Source organism: Bdellovibrionales bacterium, assembly GCA_018266295.1.
Classification (GTDB): Bacteria; Bdellovibrionota; Bdellovibrionia; order Bdellovibrionales; family Bdellovibrionaceae; genus JACMRP01.
Genome location: JAFEAQ010000008.1, coordinates 340247 through 357218, shown reverse-complemented (window position 1 = coordinate 357218; position 16972 = coordinate 340247). Strand labels below are relative to the sequence as shown.

Genomic DNA, 16972 nt, shown 5'->3' with positions numbered 1-16972 from the left:
AAATAGAGGCATAGCTGTAATTCTGTTTAATCACGGAGGGATGCCATGTCTTTAGTTAATGATCCGATTCAATTTAAAGTGACTCACAAAATCGACGGCTGGGATATTCGCCCGCCAAAGGAAGCACCGGTTTCGGCCGAAGACCTTTTGCTGTCTAACTCCGAGGTGCATACTCAGATATACAAGAACGCTTCGAAAAGCTTTTTGATGCAAAAAGCGATTTCCATGCAGCAAGCGGAACTCGGCCCGCATGGTGAACTCGTCGTTCTGACCGGCTCCCATACGGGTCGCGCTGCGGATGACAAGTACGTCGTCCACACTGAGCACACTGAAAATAAAATCTGGTGGGAAAATAATATTAAACCCATGGGCGAAGAGATCTTTGAGACTCTCTACCGCGATGTCCATAATTATCTCCATAGATTGCCGGAGCTGTTCTCGACCACCCGCTCAATCGGAAAAGCCAATCACTTTGCTTTGAACATTGATTTCGTCTCTGAAATGCCCCACGCAGCTCTGTTCACAGAATATATGTTTAAGAGCAAGCAAGTCTTTGCTCACGATAACTTTAAAATCCTGCATGCGCCGTTCTTTGAGCTCGATCCTTTTAAATACGGAACACGCTCAGACACTGTGATCGCCACTTCCTTTGAACATAAATGTGTGGTGATTGTCGGCACGAAATACGCCGGAGAAATCAAAAAAAGCATGTTCTCGGTGATGAATTTCCTGGCTCCGGAAGAAGGCATTTTGCCGATGCACGCGGGAGCCAATATGAATCGTCATGGCGAAACTTTTGCTTTCTTTGGCCTCTCTGGAACCGGCAAAACCACTTTGTCTCACGATGAAGATACTTTACTGATTGGTGATGATGAACACGGGCTTTCTAACCGTGGCCTTTTCAACTTTGAAGGCGGTTGCTATGCAAAGACGATTCGTCTCAGTCAGGATCATGAGCCTGACATCTACAAAGCCTCCACCCAGTTTTCGTCTTTGCTTGAAAATGTGAAATTGGATGTCGAGTCGAATGAAATCGACTTTTATGATGCCACGATCACTGAAAACGGCCGTGCCAGTTATCCTCTAGAGTTTGTTCATCGCCGCGTTCCTACCGGCGAAGGCTTAATTCCTAAGAATATCTTTTTCTTAAGTGCTGATGCCTTTGGTGTGCTTCCACCTGTTGCACGCTTAAGCCTGCAGCAAGCCGTCGACTTTTTTATTCTCGGCTACACCGCAAAAGTTGCGGGCACTGAAATTGGCGTCAAAGAGCCAAAGGCCACTTTCTCGCCGTGCTTTGGCGCTCCGTTTATGCTGAGACACCCGATGGAATATGCAAAGCTCTTTGCCGAATATGCTGAAAAGAACCAGATTCAGATCTGGTTGATCAACACCGGCTGGAGCGGCGGCGCCGCCGGCAAAGGCCAGCGCTTCCCGATTCCGGTCACGCGTGAAATCATCCGCGCCATTCAGAATCACGAACTCGATTCCGCCGACTTCTACGAAGAGCCGTTCTTTGGTTTAAAGATTCCAACAAAGGTGCGCGACCTCAGCGCCAAGATCCTCAATCCGATCAAAGCCTGGAGCTCCGAAGAGCAGTACCAAAAAGTCGCCCACACTCTCAAAGAAAGCTTTAACAACCAGCTGGCAAAGTTCCGCCACTAAGTAGTAGGAACCTGACGGCCCGGACGGCCGGCAGGAAGCGGAGCTCGAGGCAGAGCCTCGATTATCAGGAAGTAGGAAGACCTGCGGAGCCACCACAGACAACGCAAAACCTCACAGTCCGCCATCAAGCCAGTTCTGCCACCAAAGCAGAGCCTGTGCGAGCGGCAATCGAGGCCTCGAGCTGAACTAGGTCGAGGCTTTTTTCTGTTTTGATCTTCTTCTCAAACGGGTAAACCACAGCAAGATGAACTTGCGAATCCTTTTGCACAAAGCCCATGCGGTGCAAAGCCCACGTATAGGCTTTCAGCTGATCAAAGGCCGTCGCGGCGTAATCGCTGGAGCCGGTTTTATAATCAACAATCCAGATATCTGCACCGACTTTTCCCCACAAGTCGATCTGCCCTTGAATCCAGAAATCTTGATGCTGAAAGCTGAATCCCCATTCCACATGCCCCTGCTGGATCACATCTAACAACGGAATTTCTTTGGTCGCGGCAATAAACTTCACCGCCTCTTTGAGCTCTTCATCGTCCAGAGTTTCAATCACAGTTTCCGCATCGGTGTACTTCAGTGATTCAAAAATTCTGTGCGCTTCGGTTCCTCGGTAAGCTTTTCCAAGAGCTTTTTGCAAGACAGCTGCAGGGATTGCTTGCGCCTTTGAAGCCGATTCCATTTCCGAAGCGATCAGCTTTGTCACCGCCATCGTTTGATGAGTGATTTCAAGATTCTCGTTTTGCCATGGACCGGGATCTTGTTGTTCTTGCAACTCTTCGCGCACTTGAACTTGTGGCTCAAACGAGCCTTCAAGGATCGAATAAGCAAAATCTTTTTCTTGATGAGTGCCGGTCGTCAATTGCAACGGACAGGTCGCTGCCCAGGAATTTTTCTCCGGCTTTCCGGACCAAGTCATCGTCAGGCCGTCTTTGGCCCGAGTGAGTGCCACGTAAAGAACGCGCAAGTGTTCTTGCAATTCGCGCTGATTGAATTTCTCTTTCACGCGGATGGCAAGGCGTGATGGCTGAGCTTTACGCTCCTCTTCGTTCATGAGTGACAAAGACCATTGCCCGGTTTCCTCATCGACTGAGAAAAGTTCGGACTGACTTAGACGTGGCTTTGAAGTCATGCCCAGCAAAATCACTTGCTCAAACTGCAAGCCCTTCGAAGCATGGATGGTCATCAGATTCACGCGTTTTGGCGCAATGACCGGAGTCGCATCCGAGTCCTCGCCACCGGATTCCAGGTCCGGGCTTTCTTGCAAGCCCGCAAGGAAATCGAGGAAGTTAAATCCAGGACTGCGCTCTTGCTCAAACAGATTTGAAATAAGCTTCCAAAGATTGGCCTCACGGCGGCCCGTTGGATCGAGTTTTTGCGCAAAATCCAGAAGCCCCAGTTCCACCAGCATTCGGCGAAGGACGAAACTAAAACCCAGCCCCTGTGACATTTGCAGGTACTTCTTCATCACGTTCACTGGATGACGAGTTTCAGATTCAGGCACGACCTTGAGAGCCTGACTCCAGAATGAGAAGGCATTGCTATGGCAATAGCTTAAAATATCCTGATCTTTGATCGGCAACCATGGCGAACGCAGGCAAGACAGGAAGTTCACGTTGTCATGCGGATTCACCAGGAACTTTAAGAACGCCAAAGCATCCTTCACTTCACGGCGGGCAAAGTAACCACCAGCCACGTGAATCTGTACCGGCACACCGTAAGCTTCCGCCGCTTTTGCCAAAGACTCCAGCGCACTGCGAGTGCGCGAAAGAACGCAGATCTTTTCCGCATCTACACCGTTCGCCATGAGCTCTTGAATTCTTTCAAGAGCTGCTTGAGTTTCCTCACTCAAACCTGAAAGGGCTTCGGCCTTTTCAATCAATCGCAGCTGGGCCACCGGACTTTGCACATCTCCGAGTTCTTTCCCCGGAGCAGGTTCCATGGCGGCAAACTGATCGCTGGATTTTAAGAAGTAATAATTAATGAAATGCAACAACCTCGGGATCGAGCGGTAGTTCACGAGCTTTTCCTGAACCTCGCCACCCGATTCATGAACTTGAAGCATTTTCTCTTGGAAAACTTCAGAGCGCGCACCACGGAAAAGATAAATACTCTGCTGAGGATCCCCGACCACGAAACTTTTGCGATCGCCGACCATTGCTTTCAGCAAAGCCACCTGAATCGGACTCGTGTCCTGGTATTCATCGATCATCCAGTAATCCCACTCGCTGGCAAAGCTTTGGCAGGCTTCCGGAGACTCATTGACGAGCTTTAGCGATAGAAGCTCCAAATCACCCATGGTGATCGAGCCCGAAGTCATTTTCGTTTCAAACAAGTCCTTGGTGAAATTCTCCGCGAGTTTATGGAAGATCTCGTTCTTTTTTTCATGCTCTTCCCAATAAGAAGGCATGTATTCCGGAGAATCCAAAAGATCTTTTAAGGCTTCAACCAAGCTTGCCAGCATATCACCCGTCTCGGTACTCACCGCAGGACTCTTGGCACTGAGTGAAGGCTTCCGTGGATTGTCGGCAAAGAAATTTTTAATCGCTAGAATCGCTTCAGGCGCTTTTGCGACTTCGACTCGCAGTGAAAATCTTTGCAGACCCTCGGCGTATTTCACCCACGAGGCCTGCTGTGTTTCAGCCAGAATTTGCTGGCTGCATTCTTTACGAAGGGCTTCGAGCTCTGCAAGGTGCTTTTGTAAATCCTGAGCGAACTCTTCTTTACGAATGTAGCGGAAGTTTTTGTACAAAAACGAATTTTCGTAGTGCTTCTGCAAAGCTCCTTCGAGCTGGCGGAAGCTATAGCTTTCTAATAAAGACTCGTACTCGGGCTCAGACAGAATCAAGCGGCGAAGAATCTTTCTGCGTACCAGGACCTCTTGCGGTCCCGAGAGGAGTTTAAAATCTGAACTGAGACCGATCTTATTGCCATAACGGCCTAAGAAAAGGCTCAAGACCCCGTGGATTGTCGAGATCTGCACTTGGGATTTGTTCGTGATGTAATGAAACAGATCCTCACGCTTTTGCTCCAGAGCCAGCAGCAATAAACGCTCTTTTAATTCCTGCGTGGCTTTACGCGTGAACGTCGTCACTACAATGCGTGGAAAACGCTGGTTTTTCTGTTTAAAGTCCGAAGCATAGTTCAAAAACAAATGCGTCAGAGTCGTGGTCTTACCCGCCCCGGCACCGGCTCTGAGGATGATATCTCTTAATTCAGATGCGGCGCCCGGCACAGCACACTCCATTCACAAGACTGACATGTTTTAACATCGAAAGGACGCGGTTCAATTTCGCCTTTCTGGATTTTAACGACGACTTCAAGAATGATCTGCTCAAACTTGGTGAGGAGCTCTTTCTTGTCTTCGCCTGAGGCTTTGACACCTTTACGGCCTGCGGGTCTGAACAAAGGCCCCGCATGCTCCTCGAGCTGGAAACCTTTTTCGCGGTGGAAATCTTTAAAACTGTAATAGAAAGCTCCGACCACTTCACCACTGACTTCCTCGAGCATTTCCTTTTCCAGCGCCCACATATAAAACAGCAACTGCAGCTCTTGGTTCTCAAGCCAGGCCGAATGATTTTTATAAGCCGCGTGGCTCGATTTGTAATCAATGACGACGTGATGGTCTGTCGAGCGATGGCGGTCAATCCGGTCGATCTTGCCTGAAAACTTGAGCGTGCCTTCTTTGGCTTCGCGATGAACTTCGCCGTTTTGTGGGTTGAAATAAAATTCAAACGCCTTCTCAGCAGCCAGAGTCACCGTGTCCGGGAACTCACGGCGCCATTCTTTTTCGAACTGCAGGAATCGTTTTGCCAATGCCAGATACCGGCGCTTCATCGACGTCCATAAACGTGGATCTGCCAGCGTCACTTTATTATCCGCTTTCAGCTCCTCAAGGACCTGATCAATCTGCGCATCGTCTAAATCGCCACGGAATTCCGGGTAAGTCAGTTTCTCAAAGAGTGCATGGGCCAGAGTCCCCTTGCTGCGCGCATCTTCATCGAGATCCAGATCCGGATGATCTTGGAGCTTAAAAATCTTTTGTGATGCAAAGACAAACGGACATTGCAAATAACGTTCAATCTGCGAAGCCGACAAACTTGGAGTTTGCTTGAGTTCTAAACTTGGAATCGACATACGGCCGCGGTCGATCTCGAGGCGTGTATTAAAGAGCTCTTTTTCGCTGGTGGTGCGGCCACGGAGATCCAAAATCTTTTCGTCCTGCGCGCATTGAAGGGCATCCCAGCGAGTGGCGCCTGGAAGAGCGATCGCTTCAGCGGGCTTCAAGCTCATCCAGAAATTCGAGGGTGACAACAGGCCGCCGGAAAAATCCGCCAAGCCAAAGCAGTAGAGATTCTTTTCGCCAGGAGCTTCCGCCAGCCAACGCAATTGGAACTCCTTAAACGAATGATCCGGATGCTCCAAATAGAAACCAAGATCCAACGCCAAGCGGTTCAAATCCGCACCCAGGATATGGCTACGTTCGCGGTTCTTGAGATTCTCATCGCAAAGGCCGAGGAAAATCTTGTAAGACATTTTATACGATTGTGCTGACATCAGCTGCGTGACAACTATGCCCTCTGCAGAACCGTTGACAGCTTTCATCTCTTTATTGGCAAGAATGTTTTCGAGGTAAGTCATCCACTCTTTATAGCTAAGTTCAATCTTTGCAGCGGCGTTCTGGAAAACCTCACGCAAAACCACGATCAACATATCGGTTTGCTTTTCACCACGCTGCCAGGATTTTAAAGCTTGAGCTAAGAACTGATCCCGCGACAAAGTTTTACTGAGATCATCGATCCCGTGATAAAGCTTGTAGACTTTCTCTTCGCGCGCGAGATCTTCTTCGCCATAAATGGCTTTAAAAAGCGCCACGAATTCCTCATAGCGAAGCATCTGAGCTTCAGGACGCGCGTAAAATGAGACTTCAAGATCGGCCGACGTCACCCGCGAAGTCTGCGCACGCAAAGTCGCAATCCACTGCTGTAACGCTGGCAAGCTCTGCAGCTTCACACTGAGATCTTTTTGAAAAGGAATTCCTTCTTGCTCAAGATAGGAACTCATCACCGGCCAGTACATCTCGATATCCGGAGCAATCACCGCGATCTGTGCGGGCTTTACTCCGGCGGCAAGCCAAGTACGAATTTGGCTGCAGGTGTTTTTTACTTCGGCCAACATTCCGGAAAGGCGCAGGGTTTCTACCGGTGCAGGGGCGCCCCCTAACGGCTTCAGCACTTCAACCTTGGCGGCTTGTGGTCGTAAGTACTCGTAAGGCTGCAAAAGATATTTGAATTCTTCATGCCAGACAGGACGCGGCTCAATCACCAGCACTTCTTGCTTGTGGCTTAAACGCTGAAAGACTTCGGCCTCAACCGTTGAAACTTCCGAGCCCAAGTCAACAATCAGATCATGATCCCAAGCGGTCTCAAGCCCGTCGATCTCTTGCAGGTAACTAGGAATCCAATCGGCAATAATGACTTTCTTCTCGTGAATCATCCAGCGCAGAGCAATTCTGGCAAGGAGGTACCAGCTCTGCCAGCGCAAAGAAATTTCGGGATGATCCTCAAACCACTTTGAAATCTGCTCATCAGAATCCGCCGCCAATGCCAATGGCGCCAGCTGAGTCATGTAGTTAAACAAGCTCTTCTCGGATGTGGAGTTAATTTGGAAAGCCTCGCTGTTTTGATCAACAAAAGAGCGTAGCAATGAGCGCGCAAAGTCTTTCGAGACAATACGCAGGTCCGGTGAAAGTCGCTTCAGCAACTGCTTCCACAGATCGCTCGCACGCAAAACGGCGCTGTCCAAAAAATAACCTTGGCGCGCGATGAGCAGTTTTTGCATTTCGAGTTTTGTACGAAGATCCGACACCACCCAAGATTGGGTCTGAGGATTGAACGAAGCAAAAAGTTCTTCGATTTGCGAAGGTGAGGAAATCTGGACGATCTTCAACATTCCCCAGACTATAAAAGACTAACGACGTTGTTTCAACTTACGTTTTTTTCCGTCGGCGCTTGTCAGATTAAAATCGGCGTCAAAACTCAAATCTAGACTGAGGCCGATCTCAACTCGATTTTGAGGAGTCTGGCCCGGATAGGCCCCAATTTCTTCTGTGTACATCGCAGCATCAAGACGAATAAAGAGAAAGTTAATGCCTGCCCCATAGGTTGCGTAGCCCTGATTGATACCGCCACGCAAATCAATGAACGGCAAAGACACTTCCGTACCGAGATGCAGTTTCTGCCCCAATGGATATTCGCTCTCTGTAATATGACGATACTCAAACCCCATTGTCCAATCGAGCCCCGGCAAATCCGTCAGAGTGGAAATACCCAAACTTAAATTGTCATGAATACGCGGTGGCGCATCAGCTCCTGCTGATTTCGTAAATGCCGTCGAGCCCACATCCTGCCATACCAGCGAGAACGTCGGGTTGAAGAGTGGCACGGGGATCGTCGTTTGCGCCGCCAAGTCGATACCGTAACCATTTCCTTTGTTTTGAAATTGATCACCGATGCTGGAAAGGCTTCCGCTCGCGATCACACCCAAATCGATGTCTTGCTGACCACCCCAGCGCGTGATGCGCTTAAATGAAATACCGCCATAGGAAGTCGGTCCCAGCGGAAATGCTCCGCCAGCAACAAGGCCATAGTCGCTCAAGAAAGTTGTATCAAACTGCGGAAATGCCGGATTATGCAGCACCAAGTGGGTCTGAGTATCCGTGTAGGCACCCACTCCGAAAAATGGCAACGTCACTGCAGTTTTACCGCCGGCGCGAATCCAAACATCCTTACCGAAAAATTGACTGAAACTGTTTGGATCACTTGTGTCGATATCACGGAAGTCATTATAAACGTCGACCCCATTAATACCGAACTCCACATTCATCACTTGCCAGTTCAGCCCCGAAGTTCTGCCGAGCGCCGCGGGGTTGACAAAGATAGCATTGGAGTCGTTCACGATGGACATATAAATGCCACCCATTCCATTGCCCCTCACGTTATGGTGAGTCTCAATGACTTCGCCGGCTTGCGCGCGTGCCGAAATTAGAATGAGGAGGGCCGTTACGAGACTTCTCATGGCGGGCAAACACACTGTGTAGGATCAGGATTATTACAGCTTCCAATTCCAAAACTTTGAGCATTCATCAAAGCACGACCAATGATGATCGGACTGTCTAATTCATCTGCACCGGCGCCACTGCCTCCACTATAATCCAATGCCGGAAGTGCCGCGCCATAATCGTGAATGAACGTGGTGATATCACCAACACCACTGAGAGTTCCACCTACGACGGCAAATTGGGCAATGAACTTATAAAAGCTCGCCATAATTTCTTGAACTGTGGCAATAGGAACGCTGGTTCTGCAGTTGTAGGTGCCATCCACCGTGCCATCGCCCGTAGAAGTCGGCGCGATGTCGGCAACAGAACGAATGCGATTTCCCATCTTAGCCAGCTCCAGAATCATCAGAAATAAATTCTGGCTCTGAGTTCTCGATCCGATAGCTCCAATGCCCTCGATGAGGGCCTCCGCCGTCTGGCAGTCCGCATAGTTAGCCGTATCCACACCGACAAACCCGTTCATTGCGAGCTTAAAAAGCCCGGTCGCACTGCCGCCGGTCAAGTTTCTGACAAAGGGTAAGAACTCCATCCCACAGCGAGCGGCATAAGCTCCCGCGAGACTTTCTTTAGTACGGGATTCCGCTTGAAACGCCGTCGTCGTGGACTGCAATTTTGTAATGGCGGCAGTGTAATTGCCGTCATCGATCAACTTCTGCGCGTCCTCAAACAGCGCTTCGTCAGATTCTTTATTAGATGCAAGATCCTTATAGAGATTCGAGCCCGTACACGACAGCGTACCGGCTACGATGATCAGGATCTGCAGTATTTTAAACAAATTCCATCTCATTTTTCGATCTCTCCAAATTAGAATCGATACGAGAACTTAAAGACGGTTCGTCGGTCTTCACGAGTGACTGTGCCGTTACCGATTTCTTCGCCGTAAGTCGCAAGCTGAAACTGAAGTTTTTCCGAAGCCAGTTCTAAACCTGCTGTGTAATATCTTTGATTATAACCCGCGCGCACAAAGAAGATGTCGCTGAAGTTGAATTCGACTCCTCCATGTATCAATTTGGATTTATCATCCACTTGAGATGATGTTAATAAGCCACGGTATTCCACCGTCCAAGACGATCGCACTCTGTTCGAGTGTATTGGAAAGATCGCCATTGCCACATCGACATCCTGAGGCACCATATTGGGACGGCTGTTCGCGCTGAGACGAACCCCGTCTGCTTTATCAAAAGTCGTATTTCCCACATCATGCATAACCGCACTGATTGTCGGAAGCAATGACCACGGTGCTGTTAGCATCAAGCCAACATCTGTACTGAGTCCCGTGCCTTCCGAAGCGATCGACTTTAAATCCAGAGGTCCGCTCGGATCCAAAGTCTGATTATCAACCTCGATACGATTGATGAGTTTTGCATTAAAACCCAATTTGACCCTGCCATCAAAGAAACGGAAGTTGTATCCTAATGCCAAAGCGAGATCATTACGGTAGTAAGTATCCATACTCGTACCGGCGGCATTCATTTCCGTATCCAAAAGATAGTTTGTGTAAATACCAATCCCGAAGTTTTTCGCTACCATCGACGGGAAGAGCTGAAATTTCGCGTGATAGTAAGTTTCAGGTGAAGCCGCAACGGTGTCTTTAATTGAAGAGATGCTAAATGGTTGCGTGATGGAAGAAGTTTGATTCATGCTATTCAAGTTGTTCGACAAATCGAGTTCTGGATCGAAGACCGTACCGTAGAAATCGCGCAGTTTTCCGAGAGCCGCCGGATTGATCAGCAAGGCTGTTTCGTCGTTCACCGTGGCGATCTGCGCTCCGCCCATGCCGAGCCCGCGCACGCCTTCATAGAATGGATGCAGCTCGCGGGCCCACGTCGTGTGCGCGCTGAGCAGCAATCCACTGAATATCCAGAATATCGTCGAAATCCTTTTCATCTTATATCCCACGTCCTCATAGACGTTGCTTTTCCCATCGGCAGAAATGCCTCTCAAGTTGAGACATCGCCCAGAAATACTGGCCTAGGTCGCGGCTGGCTCAACTTAGGTCTTGAGGAATAAATTTTAGTCCCCGCCGGGAAACTGCCGTAGAATAATAGAGAGACATTTGCTTTGCGGAGGACGTTTTCGATGATCAATGGAAGAAAGAACCTAGCTACAATTTTGGCCCTAACAGCAACCACGGCTCTCGTGTCTTGCGGTAAAAAAGACGCCGACAAAATCGGTGAAGCACAATTGTGCTTAGATAAAGCAACACAAGCCACTGCGGCCGAGTGCAAAGCGATGGTCGATGGCATCGAAAAAACCGGCGCCTACGCAATCCGCTGCTCTGCGAATTTTATTGCAGAGGGTTTCACTCAGCCTGCCCGCTTCAAACAAGCCTTCGATGCATTTGATAACAACTCGACAAGTAACACGGAAGCTTTCATGAGTGTCATGACATTCAAAAACAGTGGCTCCACGGTGGATGAAAACTTGACGGTCGCGAATCAGACTTTCGAATATTGCAACAAAACCGGTTCAAAAGGTTTAATGCTGTTGGGAACGATGGCCAGTACTTCAACGACTCTCGCGAAAGTGGCAAATGCCCTTAGCGGAACAGGTACGACACCGACATCGACGGACATTAACAATGCGTTAAACGATCTGAAAAACAATCCTAGCTCTGGAACAAACGCCGCAACAATCTCAGCCATCGGCACAGTGGTTTCTTCAACTTATGCAGCAAGCTGCCAATCAGGCAGCGCCTCGAACCAATCCATCTGCGAACAGCTCGACGAAGCCTTGAACGGCGTAAACATCAGCGATCCAGCAGCCGTCGGCGCCGCAGTCATCGCCAAGTGGTCCAACTAAAAGGTACCAGGTCGCTTTTCGGAATTGACAATATAAGTACAAATAAAAAACCCCCGATATTTTCGGGGGTTTTGTTTTTTAAAGATCCGCATTTCGGAGCTTTTCAGAAGTCAATTCTGAAAAGCGACCTGGTACCTTTTAGAAGTTGATGTTGAGGCGGGCCATGTAGGTGCGGTTTTCTTGTGGGGTGCCTTGAGGGCCGACGTCTTCGCCGTAGGTGACAACGTCTAAGTTGAAGAGGGCGAATTGGGCGCCCAAACCGGCTGTCAGATAACCTTCGCTGATACCGACGTTGTAATGACCCTTCCACCAGCTGAACACGGTCCAGTCGAATTCAAGACCGGCATGCAAACCCTTACGGAGACTGAAGAGCGGATGACCGATATCGCGGATGTCGAGAGTCCCGCGGCCGCTAAAGATCCACAAAGACGGATACTCCCAACGCGAACCGAGATCTAAAACACGGTAGAGCTTCTCAGGAGCTGCTGTTTTCTCTTTATTGATGAGTTTCAAAGACTGACCGAAACCCACTTCACCGACGTTACGAACAACTGCACCGAAAGTCGGCTTCGCCAACGACAACCAAGACAGCAAACCCTCTGAAGGAATATTCGGAGTCCACAAGGCACCGATATCCGCATCCACTGTGTAACCTTCGAGCAAGTCTTCTTTTTTAATAAGGTTAGGATCCGTCGCCGCTTCGATCGCCGTGATCGGTTTACTGAAGTAACCACGGTTCACGAATTTACCCGTGATCCCCATTGAGAAACGAGAATCAGGAATCCAGTCAAAGTCGCGTGCATAAGCGTAAGCCAGAGTCGTATCCGCATACACCGTCGTATTGATCGCCGGACCGACTTGATTATGAAGATCCATCTGAACAGTCACATCCGCAGGCAAAACCGCAATCCCCCAATTCGGGCGAACCCAGATTCCCGAAGGACCCATCACGCGCAAGCCGTAAGAGTTACCGGCGTTGGCATTGATCACATTCATGATCGCTTGCTGTTTATCGGAATCAGATCCAGGAGTGTTTTGCGCATCTTCGATTTGCTTGGAGAAATCGGCAAACTTTGGCGTCGCACCGACATCCAAAGAAAGATTCACCTCGCCGTCCGTGCGTCGAGCAAGGCCCGCCGGATTATAGAAAATCGCACTGTAGTCATTCGCCACTGCAACGAAAGCATCACCCATACTCAGGGCCCGTGGCGATTGATATTGATGATGAATTCTAAAACTAACACCGGTGTCATCAGCCGCAAAACTGAAAGGTCCAGAAGCTAAAACCGCAAGGACCGACACAAGGAGCTTCCCTCTCCCAAGAACCATAATTCCTCCAATAAGACTTTCCAAAAATTGTATTCGTAAAATATACTTTCTTGTATGCGTCTTTATGCTTCCATATTTTTTTTGACCTTGGTCTTGAGCGGGCTTGCAGCATACTCTGCCCCCGTCATAGAGACTCAACCGCCTTCTATTGAACTTTCCCCCAAAGAAAACAGTGACCCCATCTTTAGTTCCGAAAGAACCGAAAGAAACTGGTCGGTGCGCGCGGGCTTTATCGGTGGAGCACTCAAAGAAACCAATCAATCCGCACAGCTTTATTACTATGGATTGAGATACGACTTCTTGCGTGAGCCCCTCAACACGTGGGAGATCGAAATCGCGACGGCAAAGGATAATTTTATTCACCTTGTTGTCGGTAAGAAGTTCTATTTCCCACTCGAAGACGTCACCATGCCCTACTACAAGTTCGCTGTGGGTGACCTCATCGACTCGACAGATGGTCTAGGTTCCATTTTCAATATAAAAAAGATCCAGGCGATGGCCCTTGTAGGTCTTGATGACCTTTTTAAGCTGGATCAGCGCCTTCAGGGCGAAGTGGGAGTGAGCTACGCCCTGATCGGCCCTCAATTTGAAATGTCTTTAGGCTTTGCTTTCTAAAGCTGCTTTTCGGCGGCTTATTTGCTAGCTTTCGCCCCATGCAAAAACTCTCGCCCCTTCTTTGTCTGCTGGTTCTATTTATATCCCTCGCAAGCTCTGCCGACAGCCTGACCGGCAAGGTCGTGGATGTCCATGACGGTGACACTCTGACGATTCAAGTTCCATCAGAAAATAATAAAAAATATAAAGTGCGCATGCTGGGCGTGGATACTCCCGAAGTGGAGTTCTTTGAACACACTCAAGGCGAAGCGGCCTTCGCGGCCCGTGATTTTTTGCGCAGCCTTGTTCCTGTGGGCTCAACAGCCACAGTTGACTTCGATGGCGATGGCTTTGACAAACACAACCGTGTCCTTGGGCGCATCTTTGCAGACGGCGTTGAAGTAAACCGAGAGATGCTAAAAAATGGCTGGGGCTATTTCTATTTCATTTTTCCATTTGATAAGAAAATCGCCGTGGAATACAGCGCGCTGGCAAAATTCGCGGTCGACAATCAGCTCGGCCTGTTCTCGGCGAAGTTCCGCGAAACCCAACCGCCCTATGAGTTCCGTCTAACGTCTCGCCATCAAATCGGCCTCAATATCGTCGGTGATTTACAAACAAAGCGTTTGTACTCCCCAGAGGACAGTGCGCAAGTTCCCGTCTGGAATCGCGTGTTCTTTCCAGATGAAGGCTTGGCAAAAAGCGCGGGCTATTCTTTTTAAAAAATTTTAAGAGCGCGCAAAACGCGGTCGATCTCAGAATCTAAGAAAGCAAGATCCTTGGTGTTATGAATCACATAAGGAGTCTTGCTTTCTTTTTCTTTCAGCGGCATTTGCGACTGGACCCGCACCAAAGCTTCGGTCTCGGTAAAACCGTTACGATTTTTTAAGCGCTCTAGTTGTAGCTTCTCAGTCGTAGAAACCAAGACCACGGCATCAAAATCCTTTTCCATTTGTTTTTCGTACAACAAAGGAACGTCATAAAACGCGACAGTCTTACCGGACTTCTCCAGACGTGATTTTTCTGCGGCCACCTGAGCCCGGACCAAAGGATGGATGATAGCCTCAAGTTTCTTACGCTCCTCAGTATGACCAAAGACGAGGGCCCCTAAAGCCTTCCGGTTCAAACTTCCGTCGGAATTCTTCACGGACTCTCCAAAGGTCTGGAAAATCTGCGGCAAAGCGCTCCTGGCTGGATCAGCGCCCAGACTTGTGACCCGGTGAGAGACCTCATCTGCATCCAATACGTCATAGCCCAAGGTCCTAAGACGCTTGGTCACTGTGCTTTTGCCGGTAGCGATACCGCCTGTGAGGCCAATCCATTTCATCATTTTAAAGGTCCAGATTCCTTAAGTGCTTTCGCCATTTTACCGATATTTTTCATAAGAGGAAACGAATTTAATGTCTTCACAGCTCGAACAATTTGGAAAATATCTCCTGCTCGAGAAGCTTGCCACTGGTGGCATGGCCGAGGTGTACCTTGCGAAATCCGTGGGTGCCGTTGGCGTGAACAAGTTCGTTGCTGTGAAGCGCATCCTCCCACAACACTCCGAAAGCCAAGAATACATCGACATGTTCAAAGAAGAAGCGAAAATCGCCGTGAACTTGAATCACGGGAACGTCGTTTCCATCTATGACTTCGGGGTTGAGTATAAGCAGTTCTTCCTTGTCATGGAATATGTTGAAGGTCGCAACCTTCGCCAAATCGTGAACGAGATGAAAAAGTCGAACGTGCAATTCACGATCGATCAAATCGTCTACATCATAAAAGAAGTTGCTGCAGGTCTTGATCACGCCCATCGTTGTATCGATGGCAGCACGGGCCGCCCGCTCAATATCACTCACCGTGATATGAGTCCGCAGAACATCATGGTCAGCTTCGAGGGTGAAGTAAAAATCATCGACTTCGGTATCGCGAAAGCCGAAACTCAGATGGAAGCCACTAAAGCCGGCACTCTTAAAGGAAAATTCGGCTACATGAGTCCTGAGCAAGCTGACGGCATGCCGATCGACTTGCGCACGGATATTTTCTCACTTGGTATCGTTCTATGGGAACTGTTGGCAAACGACCGTCTCTTCACTTCCAGCAGTGAGGCGGCGATCTTGCGTAAAATCCGCGAGTGCCAAATCCCAAGCATCCGTAAAATCAATCCATCAGTGCCGCCAGAGCTTGAACGTATCGTTAATAAGGCTTTGGCAAAAGATAAGAGCTTGCGCTATCAAACAGCCGCAGCTCTGCACCGCGATTTGAACCGCTTCTTGAATACACAGTATCCGGAGTTCTCTCCGCATGATTTCTCGGTGTTTGTGAAAACGGCTTTCTCGCAAATTTACCTGGAGCAAAAACGCCGCTTGGTAGAGTACTCAAAGCTTGCTGTTCAAACTCAGGACGACAAAACTTTGGTGACTCGCATGGTGGGCAACAAAACCGAGGTCGTAGCGCAAATCGCGCAGATCCCGAACCAAGCTCCTACTACTGTCTATACTAATACCGCCCCAACACCGGGAATGCCTGGTGATGCGAGCTTCACTGTTGAAGATGATCAGGCCCTCGATCTGAACGTGTCCAGCAATGACGTTAAAATCAACCTGGATAGTTTGAAAGGGGCCGGCGAAGCCGCGTCTCCTCGCAAACAATTCTATAAAGGTGAAGCGGAAAGACGCGCCACTACAGGCATTAATCCAAACACCCGTGTTACGAACACTTATACTTCGACGAAGTTCAAAACCACCTCCAGTCATTCTCTCTTGGTAGAGCAAGCTGTGACGTGGGGTCTTGTTGCCGTCATTGCTGCTGGGACTCTATTTGGTGGCTGGTACTTCTATAATACTCCAGCAGGACAAAGAGTGGTTCGCGGAATTTTAGGTCAGCCGCCAGTTGCCGTGAACACGCCTCCAGTTCAACAGCACCAACAACAAGCGCAGCAACAACAGCCGCAACCGCCTCCGCAGCAACAACAATTGCCGCCGGATCAAACGCCACAAGAGACAACATCTGCTTCGACGTCTCAATACACCGTCTTGCTCGTGAGTGAACCGATCGGTGCAAGAATTTACATCAATGGCGAAGATACCGGAGCCTACACTCCGAACCGCCGTTCTTTGGAATCTTTCAAAGACTATGTTGTGACTCTGAAAAAAGAAGGTTACCTCAACTATGAAGGCACGATCCGCGCTATGCAAAACGGCTCGACTTTCACTATGTCGATGCAACCGGCCCAGAAAGCCGCTTACATTTCAATCTCCGTTGCTAATGGCGGTTTAAATACAGTGATCTATGTGAATGGCATCCGACTCGGTGAAAAGCCACCAATTCAGAAATACGCTATTCCTGCCGGTACTCCCGTGCGAATCAATGCTTACGATCCATTCTCGAAACTCTCTGCGGAGCAGATTGTGAAGGTCGAGGCGAACCAAAAGAAATCCGTGGATCTGATCCTCGGAGTGGATCAACGAAAGCCTTCAGGCCAGTAAA

12 protein-coding genes are annotated in these 16972 nt (G+C 49.1%); 5 read left to right on the top strand and 7 right to left on the bottom strand.

The annotated features are described in order from the left end of the window. Window positions 1-45 precede the first annotated feature (45 nt). Window positions 46-1662, top strand: coding sequence for a phosphoenolpyruvate carboxykinase (ATP) (locus JSU04_07710; GenBank protein ID MBS1970179.1), 1617 nt, complete (start codon window positions 46-48; stop codon window positions 1660-1662). A 124-nt stretch (window positions 1663-1786) separates the two neighbouring features. On the opposite strand, the gene JSU04_07705 is transcribed toward JSU04_07710, so the two are convergent. Genes JSU04_07705 through JSU04_07685 form a run of 5 tightly spaced genes read right to left on the bottom strand, consistent with a single transcriptional unit; the run spans window position 1787 to window position 10618 of the window. Beyond that, on the bottom strand, window positions 1787-4888 hold the full coding sequence (locus JSU04_07705) for a UvrD-helicase domain-containing protein (protein MBS1970178.1): 3102 nt from the start codon (window positions 4886-4888) through the stop codon (window positions 1787-1789). Continuing rightward, window positions 4864-7605 (bottom strand): PD-(D/E)XK nuclease family protein, encoded by a 2742-nt coding sequence (locus JSU04_07700; protein MBS1970177.1) that lies wholly within the window; start codon window positions 7603-7605, stop codon window positions 4864-4866. The genes JSU04_07705 and JSU04_07700 overlap by 25 nt, the downstream gene beginning before the upstream one ends. Before the next feature lie 18 nt (window positions 7606-7623). Beyond that, the gene (locus tag JSU04_07695; GenBank protein MBS1970176.1) at window positions 7624-8730 is read right to left on the bottom strand and encodes a hypothetical protein; all 1107 of its coding nucleotides are present in this window, start codon (window positions 8728-8730) and stop codon (window positions 7624-7626) included. Further along, entirely contained in the window at window positions 8727-9560 is an 834-nt protein-coding gene (locus JSU04_07690; GenBank protein MBS1970175.1) for a hypothetical protein, read from the bottom strand. Before JSU04_07690 ends, JSU04_07695 begins: the two co-directional genes overlap by 4 nt. 17 nt (window positions 9561-9577) lie before the next feature. Beyond that, the gene (locus tag JSU04_07685) at window positions 9578-10618 is read right to left on the bottom strand and encodes a hypothetical protein (protein MBS1970174.1); all 1041 of its coding nucleotides are present in this window, start codon (window positions 10616-10618) and stop codon (window positions 9578-9580) included. Between the two features lie 234 nt (window positions 10619-10852). On the opposite strand from JSU04_07685, the gene JSU04_07680 reads away from it, so the two are divergent. After that, window positions 10853-11575, top strand: coding sequence for a hypothetical protein (locus JSU04_07680; protein MBS1970173.1), 723 nt, complete (start codon window positions 10853-10855; stop codon window positions 11573-11575). Between the two features lie 138 nt (window positions 11576-11713). Here JSU04_07680 and JSU04_07675 read toward each other — a convergent pair whose 3' ends face one another. Further along, window positions 11714-12904, bottom strand: coding sequence for a hypothetical protein (locus JSU04_07675; protein MBS1970172.1), 1191 nt, complete (start codon window positions 12902-12904; stop codon window positions 11714-11716). A 216-nt stretch (window positions 12905-13120) separates the two neighbouring features. Between JSU04_07675 and JSU04_07670 the strand changes: the two genes are divergently transcribed. After that, on the top strand, window positions 13121-13519 hold the full coding sequence (locus JSU04_07670) for a hypothetical protein (protein ID MBS1970171.1): 399 nt from the start codon (window positions 13121-13123) through the stop codon (window positions 13517-13519). Window positions 13520-13557: 38 nt separating this feature from the next. Further along, entirely contained in the window at window positions 13558-14220 is a 663-nt protein-coding gene (locus JSU04_07665; GenBank protein MBS1970170.1) for a thermonuclease family protein, read from the top strand. On the opposite strand, the gene JSU04_07660 is transcribed toward JSU04_07665, so the two are convergent. Beyond that, entirely contained in the window at window positions 14217-14828 is a 612-nt protein-coding gene (locus JSU04_07660) for a dephospho-CoA kinase (protein ID MBS1970169.1), read from the bottom strand. The two genes, JSU04_07665 and JSU04_07660, sit on opposite strands and share 4 nt — an antisense overlap. A gap of 70 nt (window positions 14829-14898) precedes the next feature. Between JSU04_07660 and JSU04_07655 the strand changes: the two genes are divergently transcribed. Beyond that, the gene (locus tag JSU04_07655; GenBank protein MBS1970168.1) at window positions 14899-16971 is read left to right on the top strand and encodes a serine/threonine protein kinase; all 2073 of its coding nucleotides are present in this window, start codon (window positions 14899-14901) and stop codon (window positions 16969-16971) included. Window position 16972: the final 1 nt, after the last annotated feature.